Raw genomic sequence first — 19,263 nt, forward strand, 5'->3', positions numbered from 1 at the left:
AAAAATGGCAATATTAGTCACAGGAGGACTTGGATATATTGGTTCTCATACAGTTGTGGAACTTTTGAATAATGGCTTTGATGTTGTCATTGTTGATGATCTATCCAATTCTGAAAAATTTATTTTAAAAAATATTGAGGAAGTTGCAGGGAAGAAACCTGTTTTTTATCCTTTTGACCTGAAGAGAAAAGAGCTTCTTACCCAGGTTTTTGATGCCCATCAGATTGAAGGATGCATCAATTTTGCAGCTTCCAAAGCCGTTGGAGAAAGCCAGATAAAGCCGATAGATTATTACGAAAATAATTTGTTTACGCTGATCAATATTCTTCAGGAATTTAAGGAAAGAGGGATTTCAAATTTTATTTTCAGCTCTTCATGTACGGTGTACGGGCAGGCAGAGAAAATGCCGATTGATGAAAATACACCGCTGAAAATGCCTGAAAGTGTTTATGGCAAAACAAAACAGATGGGTGAAGAAATTTTGATTGATTTTGCAAAAGCCTACAACAGAAGAATTTCTCTTTTAAGGTATTTTAATCCTATTGGAGCTCACCCTTCCGGAAAATTAGGCGAACTTCCATTGGGAATTCCTAATAATTTAATTCCATATGTTACTCAAACAGCTGCCGGAATTCGCGAAAAACTGAGTATCTGGGGTGATGATTACGATACGGAAGACGGAACTGCGGTTCGTGATTATATTTACGTTGTTGATTTGGCTAAAGCCCACGTAAGCGCCCTTAAGAACTTGTTACAGAGTAGCGATGAAACGGTGATTGACATATTTAACCTTGGAACAGGAAAGGGTTCATCCGTACTGGAAGTTGTGAAAGCTTTTGAAGCAGCTAATGATGTGAAAGTTCCTTATCAGATCTGTGCGAGAAGAGAGGGGGATATTACCATTGCCTATGCTAATGCGGATAAGGCTGAAAAAGAGCTTCACTGGAAGTCTGAGACTTCATTGGAGGAATCTTTAAGAACGGTATGGAAATGGCAGCAGTATCTTGATTCAAGAGCTGTTTAAAAAGAATTTTAAAAACAATTATATAACAATCTTTTCCTGCAATAGGAGCTTTTTAACGATTTAAAATAGCTGATATGCCGGAATTTTAATTGACACTGTTATGAAAACACAAAAAATAGGTATTACATTTTCCTCATTCGATCTGCTGCATGCAGGACACATCAAAATGCTTGAAGAAGCTAAAACGGTTTGTGATTATTTAATTGTCGGGCTCCAGGTAGATCCTTCCCATGACCGTCCGAATAAAAACAAGCCCAGCCAAAGCATCGTTGAGAGGTATATTCAGTTAAAGGCAGTTAGTGCTGTAGACGAGATCATCCCTTACTATACGGAAGAAGATCTTCTTGATATTTTGAAATCCTTTGTGATCGATGTAAGAATCATTGGGGACGATTATATGGACAGAGACTTTACAGGGAAACAATACTGTGAAGAGAAAGGAATTGAGATCTTTTACAATAAAAGAGACCACAGGTTTTCCACCAGCGATCTTAGAAGAAGAATCTATGAAGCAGAAAAAGAAAAACTGGAACGAACAGAAGCCGTAAAATAAAAAAATCCCGAAAATGTTTTCGGGATTTTTTTGTGTATTACATCGGAGCTTGCTGCTCGTCTCCATTCGCGTTGGAGTTGATGTCTTTTTTCTTTTTAGGCTGTTCTATCTTCTCGCCCTGTTTGAATCTGTAAGTCAGAGAAACTGAGAACTGTCTTGGCTGCCATTGCATATAAGAATCTCTTATACTGTTTGCTGTATATGTTGTAGACCTCATTGCTCTGGTATTGAAAATATCCTGAATGTTGAATGCTAAAGTTCCGTCACCTTTCCAGATTGTTTTGGAAGCACCGAGACTGATGGCATACATATCTTTTCTATCCTGGTAAGCCGTTTTCTGGCCTCCTCTGTAGAATCCTTGCAGCTGGAAGCTGAATGTTTTATCCACCTTAATCGTTGAAGAAAGTCTTGCTCTTGTTGAAAAACCTTTACCACTAAAATCAGCAACAGCTTGGGTAGGATTTAAATCTTTATCAAAGGTGTCATATAGAGTACTGCCTTTTGTATTGTAACCAAACATATCTACATTTCCTAAGAATTTCAACCAGCTTGTTGCATCCCAGTTGAAGTTTAAATCCAAACCAAAACGGTCATCTGTACCCAGGTTAATAGGTTTTGTGTGAGATTCTATACGTTTTGGATCAATAATAGCTCCATTTTCATCCGTCGCCAGAATATTATACACCAGCATTTTTGTATCATCAGTCTGATGTCTGTAATATAATGTAGGGTTGATCGTGAATTTCTTTTTTGAAATGCTGTATCCGAATTCAAAAGAGTCCACATATGATGGATTAAGATCAATATTTCCATCAAAAATATTTTGGTTGTCATTATAACTCGGGTTAGGAATCATAAAGAATGATCTTGGGCGGTCTATTCTTCTTGTGTAGTTTAATAGCAACTGATTATCCTTCGCGAATTCATAGCTTAAATAGACGCTTGGGAATAAGTTATTGTAATTTTTAGTAGTTGCAGGTACACTTTTCTTGGGATCAAGGCTTAGGTAATTAATATCTACATTCGACAATTCATCCCTTACACCCACCTGGTAACCCAATTTTCCGATTTTACTTTTGAATTGCAAATAAAAGGCGTTGAAAGTCTCCTTATATGTTGCATCATAAGTGTATGGCTTAAGAAAATCTAATGGCTTGGTTGAGGTGCTTTCACGAACATCATTGCTATAATCATTGGTATTGATATCAATCCTGTATCCTGCTTCCAATTTTGAAATCTCACCAATCGGTAATTCATAATCAGCCTTACCGATAATAGATCTGTTAATGGTATTCTGGTTAATAATATTTTTCAGATTGTCAATGGTATCATCAATATTGGTATCGTTGTATGAGCGGCTTCTCTGTAAACTTAATGATAATGATAAATTTTGTCCTTTGTCATCAAATTTATGATCTAATCCAAAATCACCCTGAAAGGCCAGGTTGTTATTGGTGCCGAAAGTACTTCTGTTTGATGTATAAAAAGGATTTGTAAGAGGAGTGTAGCGATAATCAATATTACCAAAGTTTTCACTGTCAAAAGTTCTTACGGTTCCGGATGCATTTACTGAGGTTTTTTCGGAAATGTCATAAACGATACCTGCGGAAGCGTTATAGTTGTTATTTTTACTTTTGGTTTCAGAGTCGGTATTTCTTTGTACCAAATCATCAGCTAATTTGGCATTGTTAAAATAATCATCATTTCTACTGGTATTTTTTGATTCCCTGTAGCCTCCGCCACCATTTAGAAACCATGTAAAGTTTCCTTTTCTCCAGTTAAGATTCGCATTAAGGTTGGTTTGGGGAAGATAGCCCAGAGTTCCGATAACACTACCGTTAAAACCGGTCTTCTTGCTTTTCTTTAAAATAATATTCAAAATACCTGCAGTACCGCTAGCCTCAAATTTAGAAGAAGGGTTGGTAATTACTTCAATCTTCTCGATCTGGTCAGCAGGAATACTCTGAAGGGCGTTGGCACCATCATCTATCCCAAGAAGGGCAGAAGGTTTCCCGTTGATCAGAAACTTCACATTGGAGCTTCCTCTCATCGAAACAGTACCGTCAGTATCCACAGAAACGGAAGGAACATTGGAAAGCACATCCTGAAGATTTCCTCCCTTGCTTACAATATCCTGGGAAGGGTCGTAAGTCCTTTTGTCAAGTTCCACTTTATACGGTTTTGTTGCCGCTGCAGTAATCACCACACCTTGTATTTCCTGGGTCTTGCCGTCCAGAGTGGTTGCAGCTTCCGGCTGTATGGATAATGCACCGATATTTCCCGGGCCTGCAATACTTTTATTGACTACACTTTTCTTGTAGTCGATTGCTTCTACTGTAATGTCGTAATTTCCAGGTGCCAGCTCCAGTTTGTACTGTCCTTTTTCGTCGGTCAATACAGCGTCACTTAAGGTCTTGTTCGCTTTATTGCTGAACGTCACAGAGGCATAAGGAACCGGTTGATTGTTCTTGTTGACGATCATTCCCGTAACTCCTGCTTTCTCCTGGGCAAATGCCATTGCTGCTGCCGAAAGTACAAAAGTAAGTGCTAGCGTTTTTTTGTGAAAATGTTGACAATTTCCGTCTGATTCATAAGGTATTTTTTGTGTAAAATCGTAAAGGTATAAGTCTTAATATTGTGAAATCTTTAATTGGGTATGATTTCAGATATTACGATTTATGTATTATTTATAGATGTATAAGTCGTATAGAAGTGTTAAAAGTTAATTATCATATTGTTAATAAAAGTTAAATTTATCTTTTATTTTATATTTTTGGAATTCAGCCAGTCCTGATAAGCTTTTGCATTAATGGCATGTTCTTCTGCACTTGCTGTAAATTTATGATAGCCAAATCTTGCGGGATCAGCACACATAAAGATATAATTATTGTTTTCTGCATTCAAAACCGCATCTACAGAGTTTTTATCAACGATACAGATAGGTCCCGGAGGAATGCCTGCATTGGCATAGGTATTGTAGGGCGATGGAGTTGATAAATGTTTGTACAATACTCTTTTAATAGGCTCCTTAAAATTAGTCTGCTTATTAATGGCATAAATTACCGTAGGATCCGACTGAAGTTTCATGCCTTTTCTGTAACGGTTCAGGTATAATCCTGCAATTGTTTTCATTTCATCCTTCTTCCCGCCGGATTCTTTGTAGACAATCGATGCCAGGGCATAGATCTGGTCTCTGGTCAGTCCGGATTGCTGCTCGCGGTTTTTTCTTTCGTTTGTCCAGAATTCGTTGTACTGTTCATCAAACTTTTTAAAGAAATCTTTCGGGCTTACTGTCCAGAAAAAATTATAAGTGTCTATGAAAAAATACTTTTTTAAGTCTTCTGCATTGTTATAGCCTTTTTCTACGGCTACTTTATTCAGGTCATTCACAAACTGTAAAGAATCCAGCTCCGTTTTTTTGGTAACCTTTCCTATCATCTGGTACATGTCTCCGAAATCTCCTATTCTGAAGGTGTTTTCAGACTGGTTTCCGGCCTTAATCATATTCACAAGGTTGGTGTTCCCTGCTCCCGGTTGGAAATGATAGCGGCCCGGCTTAAAGAACCTGTCCAGATTCTTATCCTTTGCCACTGCTTCAAAAGCTTCCTTATCTTTTAAATATGGAGCCACGGAATCAAGAATCTGCTTGAAATCCGCTTTATGCGGAATCAGAACATAGCCATCCTTTTCCACGTTGTTTCCATAATATTTATTATAAAATCTCAAACCAAAAAATCCTGCCGCTCCAACAATAATGAGAGCGATAATAAGAACAGTTTTTTTCATTATTAAAATGTTGATTAAAAGTTTAGTTTTTAAATAAGATCTATTTTACCTCTAAAAACTTGCTTTGCAGGACCTTCAAGCCAAATGTTTTGGAAAGAATTTCCGTTTTTTTCAGCATGAACTTTAAGATTTCCTCCTAAAGTTTTAACTTTTACAGAAATTAGATTGTTTTTTTGCAGAAAAGTTAAAGCAGAAGCAGTAACTCCTGTTCCGCAGCTGTAAGTTTCATCCTCAACGCCTCGTTCATAGGTTCTTACAAAAATTTCATCATCCGTAATTTTTTCAACAAAATTCACATTGATGCCATTTTCCTTATAGTTTTCTGAATTTCTGATGCCGTGACCTTCTGCAAAAACATTGTAGTTCACCAGATCTTCCACATATTTTACATAGTGAGGGGATCCCGTATTCATGACAGTGTCTTCTCCGTCACCGGAAATAGTATCTACATCAATCATCTTTAATTTGATGATACCGTTATGGATTTCCGCTTCATGCTCACCGTCTATGGCAATGAATTTACATCTGTCTTCAAAAATATCCAGAAAGAAGGCAAATGCGACAAGGCATCTTCCACCGTTTCCGCACATGGTGCTTTCGCCGCCGTCAGAATTATAGTATACCATTTTGAAATCGTAATCCTTATCATTTTCAAGAAGGATCAGTCCGTCTGCACCGATTCCGAAACGTCTGTCACATAATTTTTCAATAATATCTTTATTCTTGGGAAACTGCAGGTCACGGTTGTCTATCATTACAAAATCATTTCCTGTTCCCTGATATTTATAAAATTCCATATTTTTAGTCTAAAATTAACGAGCAAAATTAATATATTTAAAATGAAAAACGAACAGTGTTAGCTGCCCGTTTTCTTATTTATAATTGTTTTATCTAAATCCGCCTCCGCTGGACTGCTGTCTTGAAGAGCTAGTGCTTTGCTGAGTGCTTGAACTTCCCCTGAAACCGCCGCCGGAAGATTCCGTCCTGTTGCTGTTCTGGTTCTGCTGCTGCGTATTTCTGAAGCCTCCGCTGCTCTGATTGTTCTGGTTTCCCTGATTGTTCTGGTAGCTTCCGCTATTTCTGAAGCCCCCGCTGTTCTGGTTGCTTTGTGGTCTCTGGTTGTTATTATTATAGTTTCCGCTGTTCGAATTTCTGAATCCGCCATTCGTACTGCTATTTCTTGTGCCGGTTCTGTTATTATTGAATCCGCCGTTATTATAACTTCCGTTGTTACTTGTATTACGGAATCCGTTACTTGGTCTTGAAGAGGTAGTAGTTCTTCTCTCTACATATACTTTTCTTCGGTCGTTTCCATTGTTATAGTAATAATAAGGAACACCGTTGTCGTAATAATAATTAACGTCGTTTCTGTAATAATAGCCGTCATTTCCGTAGTAACCTCCGCTTCCGTAATATCCGGAAGGAGCATAGTAATATCCGTTGTTATAATATGGGTCACCGTAGCCGTTGTTTGCATACCCGTCGGAGTATGCCAAACATGATGTTAAACTACTGATAGCTACGATACTGAAAGCTATTTTAAATAAATTTTTCATGACTTTATTGTACTTTTTTCTTTTAAACTTTTTTCCAATTGACATATCCTGAGATAGCCATAATAGTAAATACCAAATATTGAACCGAAGTGATACCAAGTTCCTTAAAAATCATCATAGGGATACAAATAAAATCTCCGATAATCCAGAAAATCCAGTTCTCAATGCGTTGTTTCGCCATAAACCACATTCCTACTAAAAATATAGAAGTGGTGATCACATCAAGCCAATTGGCCCAGTCAAGATGATACAATCCTAAATTTGTACCTTCCATAGAAAATTGATTATCTATATAAGGTTTGTAATAATATATAAGCGTAACCAATGCCAGGCTTAAAATAAACAGGCCGCCGGCATATAACCTTTCCCTGTTGGTAGCCCAGCTTACCTCTACATGTACATGGTCTTCAGAATTTTTTGACCATAAAATCCAGCCATAAATACTCATTGCTGTATAATATACGTTAATCATACAGTCGCCAAGCAGTCCGAAATTAAAGAGAATATACACATAGATCAGGGTAGAAATGATGCCGGTAGGGTAAACCCAGATATTCTTTTTAATTGAAAAATAGACGCTCAAAATTCCGAAAAATGCACCGCTGGCTTCCAGTAGAATTTGTATGCTACTGTAGTTTTCATACGGCTTTACGAAAAGATCATATAAATTCATGCGATCAAAAATACGCAAAAATTAGCAGTTTTGAAAATAAATTAAATAATGTGGATATCAGATTTTTAAAGACTTTTATTTAAAATAAATTAGGAAAGTTTATCAATAAACGTTAAGGTTTGTAAAATTTTTATATTTTCGTAAATCTTTAATTAAATAATAAAACATGTCTAAAATTTGGGTTAAGAAACCAATGAGCGCTTATGAAGCTGATATCAAAAAAGTCAGCTGAAACGCGTTCTGGGAAAATGGAGCCTTACTGCTATCGGAATCGGAGCAATCATTGGAGGAGGAATATTTGTACTTACGGGAACGGGTGCTTATTATAATGCAGGGCCGGCTTTGGCGCTTTCATTCGTAATTGCGGGGATTGCCTGTGTATTTGCAGCACTTTGCTATGCAGAATTTGCTTCCATACTCCCCGTAGAAGGTTCAGCATATGCTTACGCGTATGGAACAGTGGGGGAGATCTTTGCCTGGATCATAGGCTGGGGACTGATACTGGAATACGCCATGGGATCTATGACCGTCGCCGTATCCTGGTCGGGATATTTTGGAAAACTTCTCAAAATGTTCGGGCTGCATCTTCCTGCTTATCTTACCACAGATCCGCAGACTTATATTGCGGCAGGAAATTCAGGTTTTTCGATGAATTTACCTGCATTTTTAATTGTTTTCTTCGTTATTTCTATTCTTGTACGGGGAACCAAGGGTGCCGCAAAAGCCAATAACTTCATCGTAATTCTTAAAGTTTCAGCTATTATTTTTGTAATTATTGCGGGAGCTTTTATTATTTTCGGTTCTGCTGATCCTTTTAAAAACTGGATTCCTTTCATTCCTGAAGCTGCAACCATTACAGAAAATGGGGTCTCGCATTCCGCATACGGTATTGCCGGAGTAGTGGCCGGAGCATCTGCTATTTTCTTTGCTTATGTAGGTTTCGATGCTGTTTCCACGCAGGCAGGAGAAGCTATTAATCCTAAAAAAGATGTACCATTTGCCATCATCGCTTCGCTGATTATCTGTACACTTTTATATATCCTTGTATCTCTGGTATTAACAGGAATGATGCATTATACAGACTTTAATCCGCTGGGTAAATATCCGGATGCCATTAAAGCTCCTGTAGCGTATGCATTTGATATTGCCGGCTATGCATGGGCAGGATACATTATTACTATCGCCGCTACTGTTGGATTGATCTCTGTATTGATGGTAATGATCATGGGACAGTCAAGAATCTTCTTGGGAATGTCTAAGGACGGATTGATCCCTGCTACTTTCTCAAAAGTAAACCCTGAAACAGGTGTACCTACGAAAAACCTTGTTATTTTAGGAATCGTAATTGCTACTATCGCATCTCTTACCCCAATCAATGACCTTGCGCATATGACCAGTTTCGGGACATTATTTGCATTCACCATGGTATGTGTGGCGGTTTGGGTATTAAGAGTAAAAGAGCCTAATTTACAGAGAAACTTTAAAGTTCCTGCTTTGCCTCTTATTGCCTGTTTAGGTATCGCGATCAACGTTTACCTGATTTTTAACCTGAGCAAAGAGGCACAGATGTATTCTTTTGCATGGCTGATCATTGGATTCTTTGTTTACTTCTTGTACAGTAAAAAACACTCAAAACTTCAGAACGGAGAATTTGGGGAAACTTTCAAAGCAGAACAGGAGCCATTGGAAAAACCTGACTTAGATTAAAAAATATAAACCACAAATCCGCAGATATTCTGCGGATTTTTTATTTTTGTTACTTATGAAAAAAACATTTTCTATCCTGTTTTTCTGTTTGGGAGTAATAGCCTTTTCCCAGCAGATCGAGAGCTTTACTACTATTTTGAATGATAAAATCAGTATAAGAGCTCTCGAATTGTATGATAACAAAGTCTGGTACAGCGGAACGGATTCAAAATTCGGTTTTGTGGACCTTAAAAATCATGAAAATCAGAAACAGATAAGTCTTTCTGATAAAAAATCACAGTTCAGGACACTGGCGCAGGATAATAATGCTTTTTATGCCATTAATATTGAAAGTCCCGCTAATTTTTTTAAAATCAATAAGAAAGACCTGAAATCGGAAATCGTTTTTACAGATACTGCGAAAACTGCTTTTTATGATGCCCTTCACTTTGTGAATGATAAATTGGCTTTCACTTTCAGCGATGCAGATAAAGATAATTTGTTGAAGCTGGCTGTTTACCGTAACGGAAAATGGGGGTGTTCAAGAATAATGTACAACTGAACAGCGGTGAAGCCGCATTTGCTGCCAGCAACACCAATATGGCTTCTTCCAAAAATTTCTTATGGATTGCAACAGGCGGCAAAGCATCAAGAATTTTAAGAATGGATCTGAAAAAAGAAAATCTGGAAGTTTTTGAAACCCCTTTCATCCAGGGAGAATCTTCACAGGGAATGTATTCCATAGATTTTTATGATGATAAATTTGGGATTGCAGTTGGTGGAGATTATACCAAACAGGATGAAAACATCAACAATATTGCAACAACCCATGATGCCGGGAAAACATGGCAGATACAGGCTTCGGGGAAAAATGCAGGTTATACGACCTGTGTGAAGATCAAGCCGGGTTCAAAAGGAAAAGAAATCATTGCAGTAGGGGATAAGCATATCAGCTATTCCTCTGATTTCGGGAAAACCTGGAAGAAAATTTCTGATGAAAAAGGATTTTTTGTCTGCAGCTGGGTGAATGGAAACACCATAGTTTTTGCAGGAAATAGCAGAATCTCTGTAATGAAATTAAAATTTTAAATTTTAGGTATAGAATTTATCATTATTCGAAAGATTTCAGTAACCATCGTATTTAGACTCATTATAAAATACAGGCTAATATATTTCATGGTTTAAAATTCATTCGTAATGGTTAATTTTGCAGGATGAAACTGATTTAGGCTCAGTTTCGATAATATTTTAATTTTTGAAATGAATTCTTTAATAGATAAGTATAATATTCCCGGACCCCGTTACACGTCTTACCCTACTGTTCCTTATTGGGACGAAACTACGTTTTCGGCTGAAAAGTGGAAAGAAACCGTGATCCGGTCATTTCACGAAAGTAATTCAGAGGAGGGAATTTCTATTTATATTCACCTGCCTTTCTGTGAGGCCCTGTGTACGTTTTGTGCATGCCACAAACGTATAACCAAACAGCATAGCGTTGAAATTCCTTATCTGGAAAGTGTTTTAAAGGAATGGAAACTCTATCTTGAGCTTTTTGACGAGAAACCGAAGCTGAAAGAGCTTCACCTTGGTGGAGGTACCCCTACCTTTTTTCACCTCAGAACTTAAAAACATTATTACAGGGTATTTTTGATACGGTAGAAATAGCGGAACAACCTGAGTTCTCTTTCGAAGGACATCCGAATAATACAACAAGAGATCACCTTCAGACCTTATATGATCTTGGATTCAGAAGAGTAAGCTTTGGAGTTCAGGATTATGATCCTAAGGTCCAGAAGGCCATCAACAGGATACAGCCTTTTGAAAATGTAAAAAATGTGACGGAATGGGCTAAGGAAATCGGGTACAGAGGGATCAGCCATGATCTTGTATTCGGACTTCCGCACCAGACCTGGGAGGCGATGGAATATACGATCAGGAAAACAATGGAACTGAAGCCGGACAGACTTGCTTTCTATTCTTATGCCCACGTTCCATGGGTGAAAGGAGTAGGACAGAGAGGTTTTGATGAAAATGACCTGCCAAGCGGTGAAGAAAAACGTCGTTTGTATGAAGACGGGAAAAAGCTGCTGGAAGACTTAGGATATATTGAAGTGGGAATGGACCATTTTTCCCTGGAACATGATGATCTGTACCAATCCCTGATCCATAAAAAACTTCACAGAAACTTTATGGGGTATACTTCAAGTAAGACCCAACTGATGGTTGGCCTTGGAATGTCTGCTATTTCAGATTCCTGGTATGCTTTCGCCCAGAATGTAAAAACGGTGGAGGAGTATCAGAAAATGGTGGAAGAAGGCAGAATCCCTGTAGTAAAAGGACATATCCTTAACGAGGAAGATCTTACCGTAAGGAGACATATCCTTAACCTGATGTGCCAGCTTGAGACTACCTTTACTGATAAAAATTCCTTCCCTGAGCTTGAAAACGCCTTTGAAATGCTGGAAGAAATGGAAAAGGACGAATTGGTGGAAATCTACAATCATCAGATCAAAATTACTGAAAAAGGACGGGCATTTACGAGAAACGTTGCCATGGTTTTTGACCTCAGAATGATGAGGAACAAGCCGGAAACAAGAATTTTCTCTATGACGATATAAAAACAAAAAGCGATTCAGATTCTGAGTCGCTTTTTGTTTTATTTAAAGGTGTTTAAAAAAATCAAAATGGGTCATATTATTTGATAATTAGTTTCTGGCTGTAAGATTTCACGTCTCCTGATTTTATAATAAGGTAATACGCTCCGGGAGGAATTCCTGTAATATCAACGCTGCCGTCATTTTCAATTTTTGCTTTTTCAAGCACTATTTTTCCTTCTGTGCTGATGAGATCAATGGTATTATTCATGTCCAAAAGACCTTCAATGAAAACTTTCTCTGAAGCCGGGTTGGGGTGGATATTTATAGAAGTGGGACTTGAAGTTTCGTCCGTTGCCAGAGATCCGGTTGTAACTTTAAATATTTTTCCGCTGTTTACAGCGGCCACAAACAGCTCTTTTTGAGAATTCTGCCCGAAAGTGGAAAAATTATTGCCTGAACTTGCCGGTCCCCAAACAATAGAATTGTCAGGATTCATAAAACCGACCTGAGTAGAGCAATAATCGGCGAAGAAATATTTTCCCTGGAGTGCGGGATACTGGCTTCCTCTGTAAACATAGCCTCCGGTAATCGAGCATTTCCCGCCGGAATGATCATAAACAGCGACCGGAAAAGTCATGGAGGCCATACTGCCGCATCCTGCCGTATTGTAAGCATTGTTTCCTTCATAGCAACGCCATCCGTAATTGATCCCTGCTTGTGTAATGGGCATTTTATTGATTTCCTCAATCGCTCCCTGACCCACATCAGCAATCATCACATTTCCTGTGGTGGTGTCAAATGAAAATTTCCATGCATTTCTAAGTCCATAGGCCCAGATTTCGTCAGCTCCGGTTACCAGGTTTCCTGCAAAAGGGTTTCCGGGTGGAATATTATACGGTCCTGTAGCATTTACATCGATCCTTAGCATTTTTCCCAGAAGTGAATTGATGTTTTGAGCATTGTTATTGGGGTCGCCGCCGCTTCCGCCATCTCCTGTAACGATCCAGAGGTATCCGTCGGGAGCAAAATGAATGCTCCCTCCGTTGTGATTGTCAAACGGTTTGGGAATGTTCAGAATGATCTTTTCGGAAGCAGGATCTGCAATATCCGGATTGGTAGCACTTACAGAATATCTTGCAACTGTAATATTTCCGTTCGAGACATTGTTGTAATACACGAAAAAATATCCGTTGGCAGAGTACTGGGGATGAAATGCAAGCCCGAGAAGGCCTCTTTCTCCACCGTAAAGAACTTTAGAGCTGATATTTAAAAAATCAGCACCATTGATTGCTCCGCTGGGCTGGATAATCTTGATGATTCCGTTCTGCTGTACCACGAAGAGGCGGGTATCATTGGCATTCGTAATTTCAACGGGACTGGTGAGCCCGGACGCAAATTCTACTAAATTAATGCTTTGGGCATTAACAATTAAAGAAGAAAAAACGCAGAGGGTAAAAAATAGTTTTTTCATAATATTTTGATATTTAGTGTATTGATAAATGAATGAAAATTTTATACCAATTGAAATTTGAAAATTTCATTACAATAAGGAAAAAAATTATTAAATCTTAAATAGAAGTTAAAACTCGGATATATCTGAAAATAAACCGTTTCTGCTGTTAAAAAATTCATAAAATAATAATAAAATCATTATATTTGCCGACTTAATTTAACGTAGTTATAACAAAATGCAAGGAAAAGGACTTATTACAATTGTTGCTATTGTACTAGGGTTAATTTGCTTAAATGAGCTATTACCAACTTGGTACGCCAGCAAAATTGAAAGGCAGGCGACTGCTGTTGCAGGAGACAATCCGGAAAAGTATCAGAAAGAAATTGCAAAACTTTCTAAGGATACTTTGAACCTGGGATTCACAAAACTTTATTACACAAAAGCCAAAGACAAGGAAATGAAACTTGGTCTTGACTTGAAAGGAGGGATCAACGTTCTTTTGGAAATCAACCAGAGAGACCTGGTAAATGATTTAACCAATTATTCTACCAATCCTGTTCTTATTGAGGCTTTAAACAAGACTGATGAAGTTCAGAAGAATTCCACAAAATCTTATATTGATAATTTCTTCGACCAGTTTGAAGCGATCAACAAGGCAAAAGGGACGAACCTTAAGCTGGCAGATCCTGAGCTTTTCGGGAATACCAATTTATCAGAAATCAAGTACAATACTTCTGATGATCAGGTAAAAAGCATTATCAAAAGAAGAATTGATCTTTCTGTAGGAACAGCTTTCGAGGTAATCAGAACCAGAATCGATAAAATGGGTGCTGTGCAGCCTAACGTTCAGAGAGTACCTGGTACGGCAAGAATTTCTGTTGAAATGCCTGGTATGAAAGACATCGATAAGGTGAAGAAAATGCTTCAGACTTCTGCAAAACTTCAGTTCTGGGAAGTACAGCAGGTTCCTGAAATAGCGCCGTATTTCCAGACATTGACTACAATGGTGGCTATAAAAGGAGATTCTATGGGAGTTGCGAAGAATATCAACTTCATGAACCTTTTACACCTTGACAAATTAAGATCAAATGGTGTTGCCAGCGTAAAACTTTCTGATACTGCTGTTGTAAATAAAATTCTTAACAGCAAAGTTGGTCAGTCATTACGTCCTGCCAACATTAAATATACCCAGTTCATGTGGGGCTACAAACCTGAAGCTACAGATACTGAAAGTTTAGTATTGTATGCGATCAGAGGGAATATCAACCAGAAAGCTCCGGTAGACGGTGCTGTAGAAACTGCAAGCATTGGCTATGACGAGCTGAGCAGAGTTGTGGTAGATATGCAGATGGATTCCAAAGGAGCTAAAGAATGGAAAACTTTAACCGAGAAAAACGTTGGTAAGCCGGTTGCGGTAACGTTAGATGGAAGAGTGTATACTGCACCAAACGTTGTCAACGCTATTCCTAACGGTAGAACTCAGATCTCCGGTAACTTCTCTCAGGAAGAAGCTAAAGAACTGGTAGACGTTTTAGGAGCAGGTAAATTACCGGCAGGCGCAAAAGTAGTTCAGGCTACGGTAGTAGGGCCTTCATTAGGACAGGAATCTATTAATGCAGGGGTTATTTCATTTGCTATCGCATTTTTAATCATTATTGTTTACATCATTTTCTATTACGGTGGTGCAGGGGTGTACGCGGTAATTGCAATGATTATTAACTTATTCTATATTTTCGGAATTATGGATTCCGGAGACTTTACACTGACGCTTCCTGGTATCGCGGGTATCGTTCTTACAATGGCCATGGCCGTGGATACGAACGTAATTATCTACGAAAGAACCAAAGAAGAACTATTTGCGGGTAAGAGCATTCTTGAAGCTTATAAAGACGGTTTCAAGCATGCCCTAAGTGCGATTGTTGATGGTCACTTAACGACATTATTAACAGCTGGTGTACTTTTCTTATTCGGAACAGGACCTATTAAAGGATTTGCTTTGACTTTAGGAATTGGTATCTTAATGACGTTCTTTACTTCTGTACTACTTTCAAGAGTAATGATCTTCTCAAGACTGAATAAAGGAAAACACCTTTCTGTATGGACACCTCCTACAAAAAATCTATTCAGAAATACTTGGATCGATTTCATCGGAAAGAGAAAATATGCTTATATCGTTTCTGCTGTTTTAACGGTTGTTTGTATTGCATCTATTGCTATTCACGGATTCAAATACGGAATCGATTTTACAGGTGGTAGAAACTATGTGGTAAGATTTGACAAAGCAGTTAATGCTGAAGATGTTGAACAGAACTTAGTAAAAGTATTCAAAACTGAGGATGGTAAAAATTCTTCTGTTGAAGCGAAAACTTTCGGAAACGATAAGCAGTTGAAGATCTCTACAGATTACCTTATCGAAGATGAATCTTTAAAAGCTGACCAGACCATAGAGCAAAAACTATACGAAGGATTAAAAACACATTTACCTGCCAATGTAACATTGAGCGATTTCAAATCTGCAGATAAAGACCATGCGGGAATCATTTCTTCTGAAAAAGTAGGACCTACGGTAGCAGACGACATCAAAACTCATGGTGTGCTTGCAGTAGTAGCTGCTTTGGCCGGTATCTTTATCTATATCTTGTTAAGATTCAGAAAATGGCAATTCTCGTTGGGAGCTGTTGTGGCATTGTTCCATGATGCGGTAATTATTTTGGGAGCTTATTCGTTGCTTCATAAATTTATGCCGTTCAATATGGAGATCAATCAGGATTTCGTTGCGGCAATCCTTACTGTATTAGGATATTCAATTAATGACACCGTTATTATCTTCGATAGAATCAGGGAATATCTGAGAGAGAAGAAATCTTTAACATTAGCAGGATTATTTGATGACTCTATTTCCAGCACACTGGGTAGAACATTCAACACTTCATTCACAACGATCCTTGTAATTTTAGCGATCTTCATTTTTGGAGGTGATAACCTGAGAGGATTTATGTTTGCTATGTTAATCGGTATCGGATTCGGTACTTATTCATCCATCTTTATTGCATCGGCTATCGCTTATGACTTCCTTAAGAAAGGAAAAGAAGAAGGAGTGCATGGTAAAACAACAACCAGCAAAGAAGTACTTGCTTCAAAGTAATATACACTACAATAAATAAGTAAAGGCCGTTTCGAAAGAAGCGGTCTTTTTTGTGCGGGGTGCGGGGTGCGGGTTTGGGGTTCCGGGTTTCGAGTTTCAACAAGATAAGAACTGATTCGGTTTGCAGATTTTTTATGGTTAGATTCTAATTCAAAAATTAATATCGGGTATTCATGATTTAACTTATCTTTACAAATATCAGAAAACCTATAACCATACCTATCCGAATCTCGTAACCCGCATCCCGCATTCCGAAACAGGTAACTCGAAACCCGCAATCCGGAAACCCGGAACCCGAAACTCCAAATTCGCAATTTAGAATCATTATATTTCGGATTTCATTAATTTTGCAGCATTATGGAAAACTCAAAGAAAAAAGCGGCCATTGGCTTTATATTTATCACCTTACTGATCGATATTACAGGATGGGGAATTATTATTCCTGTAGTTCCCAAATTAATTGAGGAACTGATCCATGCCGATATCAGTGAAGCGGCAAAATATGGCGGCTGGCTGGGTTTTGCCTATGCATTTACTCAGTTTATCTTTTCCCCTGTGGTAGGAAATCTGAGTGACAAATACGGAAGAAGACCTATTATCCTGATTTCTCTTTTTGGATTTGCAGTAGACTATATTTTCCTGGCGCTTGCCCCAACTATATGGTGGCTTTTCGTGGGAAGGATTATTGCCGGGCTTACGGGAGCTAGTGTAACAACTGCAAGTGCTTACATTGCAGATATTTCCACAGATGAAGACAGAGCCAAAAACTTTGGACTTATTGGGGCTGCATTTGGTCTCGGATTTATTATAGGACCGGTATTGGGAGGTATTTTAGGAGAATATGGTGCCAGAGTGCCTTTCTATGCGGCAGCGGGATTATGTCTTTTAAACTTTCTTTACGGTTACTTCGTTCTTCCTGAAAGCTTGGATAAAAGCAAAAGAAGAGAATTCGACTGGAAACGTGCCAATCCTGTTGGTTCATTTAAGTTTTTAGGAAAGCACCCGGAAATCTCAGGACTGATCTTTGCCCTGATCTTAATCTATATAGCCGGTCATGCTGTACAAAGTAACTGGAGTTTTTTCACCATGTATAAATTTCAGTGGACAGAAAAAATGGTAGGGATTTCATTAGGTGTGGTAGGATTACTGGTAGGTTTGGTCCAGGGGGATTAATACGCTGGACAACTCCAAGGCTTGGTGAGCAGAAAAGTATATATTATGGCCTGGCTCTCTATGCCATAGGAATGCTTCTTTTTGCTTTTGCTTCCGAAGGCTGGATGATGTTTGTGTTCCTGGTGCCATACTGTCTGGGAGGGATCTGCGGACCTGCGCTGCAATCGGTGATCACGAAAAGTGTTCCTTCCAATGAACAGGGAGAGCTTCAGGGGGCATTAACCAGTTTAATGAGTGCGACTTCCATCATCGGACCGCCACTGATGACCAATCTGTTCTACTTTTTCACCCATGATGAAGCCCCATTTGAATTTTCAGGAGCCCCGTTCTTCCTGGCATTTATTTTAATGGCGGTAAGTGTGGTAATGACTTATTCGGCTTTTCAGAAAAAAGATAAAAAACCGATTAAAAATGATTTCTAAATCAAAGAAAATCAATTATAATAAAACAGGGAAGCCCTTAAGCTTCCCTGTTTCTATTGAAATATAATGTTTGAGATTTTACGGATAAAGTGATTTTGTACCGTTGCTTACGATGTTACTTCCCAGTCCTGAAAACGATACAGAAAAATTACTGCTGTTAAAGCTTAATGAGCCGGTTGGAGTACACAATCCAAGCGCATATCTGCACTGTCCGTAAGCTCCTGTTCTTTTGGTCACTTTACTTTCGCTTTTCGCTTTACCAAGGCTGATATTCCCCCAGTCGCTTACATCCACATTGGAAACTGTAGAGCCGGAATAGTAAATAGTGATCTGGTAGCCGATTTCACCTCTTTTAGAACCCCAAAGCCAGTTGGCAGTCCACCATTGTTTATACCATTTTGAAGCTACCTTAGCCTGAGAATCGATAGGAGAAGTTTCAGAATTTCCTCTTGTGTCTATCATGACAAGGCCCGCAAATACATTGTCCCAGATAATTCCTGACTCATTGTAAAAGCATAAAGAATTGAACTGCTCTCCCTTGTAGTTCCAGGAAATTTCAAGAACCTCAGTTCCCGTTTTAATCTGCTCTGAAGCAGATTCTTTCAATCCTTTCTGAGCTTCAGATAATTGGTCACCTGAAAATAGTGATCCAATTTTACCTACTTTTACAGTTTCTGGTTCAAGGATATTTCCTTCTGCTGTAAACTGGTCTCTGTCTGAGATGAGATCCTGGGAGATTTCAATACCTCTCTGTGTAGAAAGCTTTCCCAGAGCGGTAATCCCGGTGATCTGAAGATCGTTTTTCAAATACTGTTCAAGATTTTTCTTTGAATCATTAATCTGAGCCTGAACATTATCCGGAACATCCTTTAATCCCGGGGTAATTTCCTTTTTCAGGTCAGAGGCGGAAACTTTGGCGGCAGGAGATTCCTCCGGCATTTCGCTGCTTTCATCCTGGCAGGCAGTAAGCGTTAATACCAATATAACGGCAAAAAGCTTAAAGGTGGTTACAAGTTTTTTCATAATAAAATATTTAATGGTTTTGTCTAATAAATATAGTAAAATTTATTATAAATCTCTATTTATTGAATTAAATATTTGTTAATTGAAAGTTGTGAAAATTTAATAAATGAATAAATAATCGAAGGATAAAATGTATTATGGGTGTCAATTGTGAATTTTGCTTTGCAAATGA

The 19,263-nt window shown here is 38.4% G+C and carries 12 protein-coding genes and 3 pseudogenes; 8 read left to right on the plus strand and 7 right to left on the minus strand.

Annotated elements, in window-relative coordinates; translation table 11 throughout:
• Positions 1 to 4 precede the first annotated feature (4 nt).
• Both galE and N4G44_RS06875 read left to right on the plus strand, forming a co-directional pair.
• Positions 5 to 1,024: a UDP-glucose 4-epimerase GalE gene (gene galE, locus N4G44_RS06870; RefSeq protein ID WP_474925453.1), complete on the plus strand. Its 1,020-nt coding sequence runs from the start codon at positions 5 to 7 to the stop codon at positions 1,022 to 1,024.
• 100 nt (positions 1,025 to 1,124) lie between these two features.
• Positions 1,125 to 1,577 carry an adenylyltransferase/cytidyltransferase family protein gene (locus N4G44_RS06875; protein WP_474925455.1) on the plus strand — a complete coding sequence of 151 codons (453 nt, stop codon included), beginning with the start codon at positions 1,125 to 1,127 and terminating at the stop codon, positions 1,575 to 1,577.
• Positions 1,578 to 1,614: 37 nt separating this feature from the next.
• Here the strand turns inward: N4G44_RS06875 and N4G44_RS06880 are convergent, their stop codons facing one another.
• The 5 genes from N4G44_RS06880 to pnuC all read right to left on the minus strand — a co-directional run bounded on the left by N4G44_RS06880 (position 1,615) and on the right by pnuC (position 7,592).
• On the minus strand, positions 1,615 to 4,095 hold the full coding sequence (locus N4G44_RS06880) for a TonB-dependent receptor domain-containing protein (protein ID WP_474925458.1): 2,481 nt from the start codon (positions 4,093 to 4,095) through the stop codon (positions 1,615 to 1,617).
• Between the two features lie 242 nt (positions 4,096 to 4,337).
• On the minus strand, positions 4,338 to 5,363 hold the full coding sequence (mltG, locus tag N4G44_RS06885) for an endolytic transglycosylase MltG (RefSeq protein ID WP_474925460.1): 1,026 nt from the start codon (positions 5,361 to 5,363) through the stop codon (positions 4,338 to 4,340).
• 29 nt (positions 5,364 to 5,392) lie between these two features.
• Positions 5,393 to 6,160: a diaminopimelate epimerase gene (gene dapF / locus N4G44_RS06890; RefSeq protein WP_073064373.1), complete on the minus strand. Its 768-nt coding sequence runs from the start codon at positions 6,158 to 6,160 to the stop codon at positions 5,393 to 5,395.
• A 90-nt stretch (positions 6,161 to 6,250) separates the two neighbouring features.
• Positions 6,251 to 6,919: a hypothetical protein gene (locus N4G44_RS06895; protein WP_474925463.1), complete on the minus strand. Its 669-nt coding sequence runs from the start codon at positions 6,917 to 6,919 to the stop codon at positions 6,251 to 6,253.
• Between the two features lie 22 nt (positions 6,920 to 6,941).
• Positions 6,942 to 7,592 carry a nicotinamide riboside transporter PnuC gene (gene pnuC / locus N4G44_RS06900; RefSeq protein ID WP_474925464.1) on the minus strand — a complete coding sequence of 217 codons (651 nt, stop codon included), beginning with the start codon at positions 7,590 to 7,592 and terminating at the stop codon, positions 6,942 to 6,944.
• Positions 7,593 to 7,758: 166 nt separating this feature from the next.
• On the opposite strand from pnuC, the pseudogene N4G44_RS06905 reads away from it, so the two are divergent.
• The 4 genes and pseudogenes from N4G44_RS06905 (at position 7,759) to hemN (ending at position 11,896) form a co-directional block, all read left to right on the plus strand.
• Positions 7,759 to 9,299 (plus strand): annotated as a pseudogene (locus N4G44_RS06905) (APC family permease).
• A gap of 55 nt (positions 9,300 to 9,354) precedes the next feature.
• On the plus strand, positions 9,355 to 9,840 hold the full coding sequence (locus N4G44_RS06910) for a hypothetical protein (RefSeq protein ID WP_474925467.1): 486 nt from the start codon (positions 9,355 to 9,357) through the stop codon (positions 9,838 to 9,840).
• Positions 9,810 to 10,367 (plus strand): WD40/YVTN/BNR-like repeat-containing protein, encoded by a 558-nt coding sequence (locus N4G44_RS06915; protein ID WP_474925469.1) that lies wholly within the window; start codon positions 9,810 to 9,812, stop codon positions 10,365 to 10,367. The genes N4G44_RS06910 and N4G44_RS06915 overlap by 31 nt, the downstream gene beginning before the upstream one ends.
• Positions 10,368 to 10,538: 171 nt before the next feature.
• A pseudogene (gene hemN, locus N4G44_RS06920) lies at positions 10,539 to 11,896 on the plus strand (oxygen-independent coproporphyrinogen III oxidase).
• A gap of 76 nt (positions 11,897 to 11,972) precedes the next feature.
• Here the strand turns inward: hemN and N4G44_RS06925 are convergent.
• Positions 11,973 to 13,346, minus strand: a complete 1,374-nt coding sequence (locus N4G44_RS06925; protein WP_474925472.1) for a PQQ-dependent sugar dehydrogenase — start codon at positions 13,344 to 13,346, stop codon at positions 11,973 to 11,975.
• A 217-nt stretch (positions 13,347 to 13,563) separates the two neighbouring features.
• Between N4G44_RS06925 and secD the strand changes: the two genes are divergently transcribed.
• Positions 13,564 to 16,473: a protein translocase subunit SecD gene (gene secD, locus N4G44_RS06930; protein ID WP_474925473.1), complete on the plus strand. Its 2,910-nt coding sequence runs from the start codon at positions 13,564 to 13,566 to the stop codon at positions 16,471 to 16,473.
• A gap of 357 nt (positions 16,474 to 16,830) precedes the next feature.
• Positions 16,831 to 18,068 (plus strand): annotated as a pseudogene (locus N4G44_RS06935) (TCR/Tet family MFS transporter).
• 78 nt (positions 18,069 to 18,146) lie between these two features.
• Here the strand turns inward: N4G44_RS06935 and N4G44_RS06940 are convergent.
• Positions 18,147 to 19,091, minus strand: a complete 945-nt coding sequence (locus N4G44_RS06940) for a hypothetical protein (protein WP_474925475.1) — start codon at positions 19,089 to 19,091, stop codon at positions 18,147 to 18,149.
• Between the last annotated feature and the right edge of the window lie 172 nt (positions 19,092 to 19,263).

The organism is Chryseobacterium sp. GTID13, assembly GCF_056172655.1.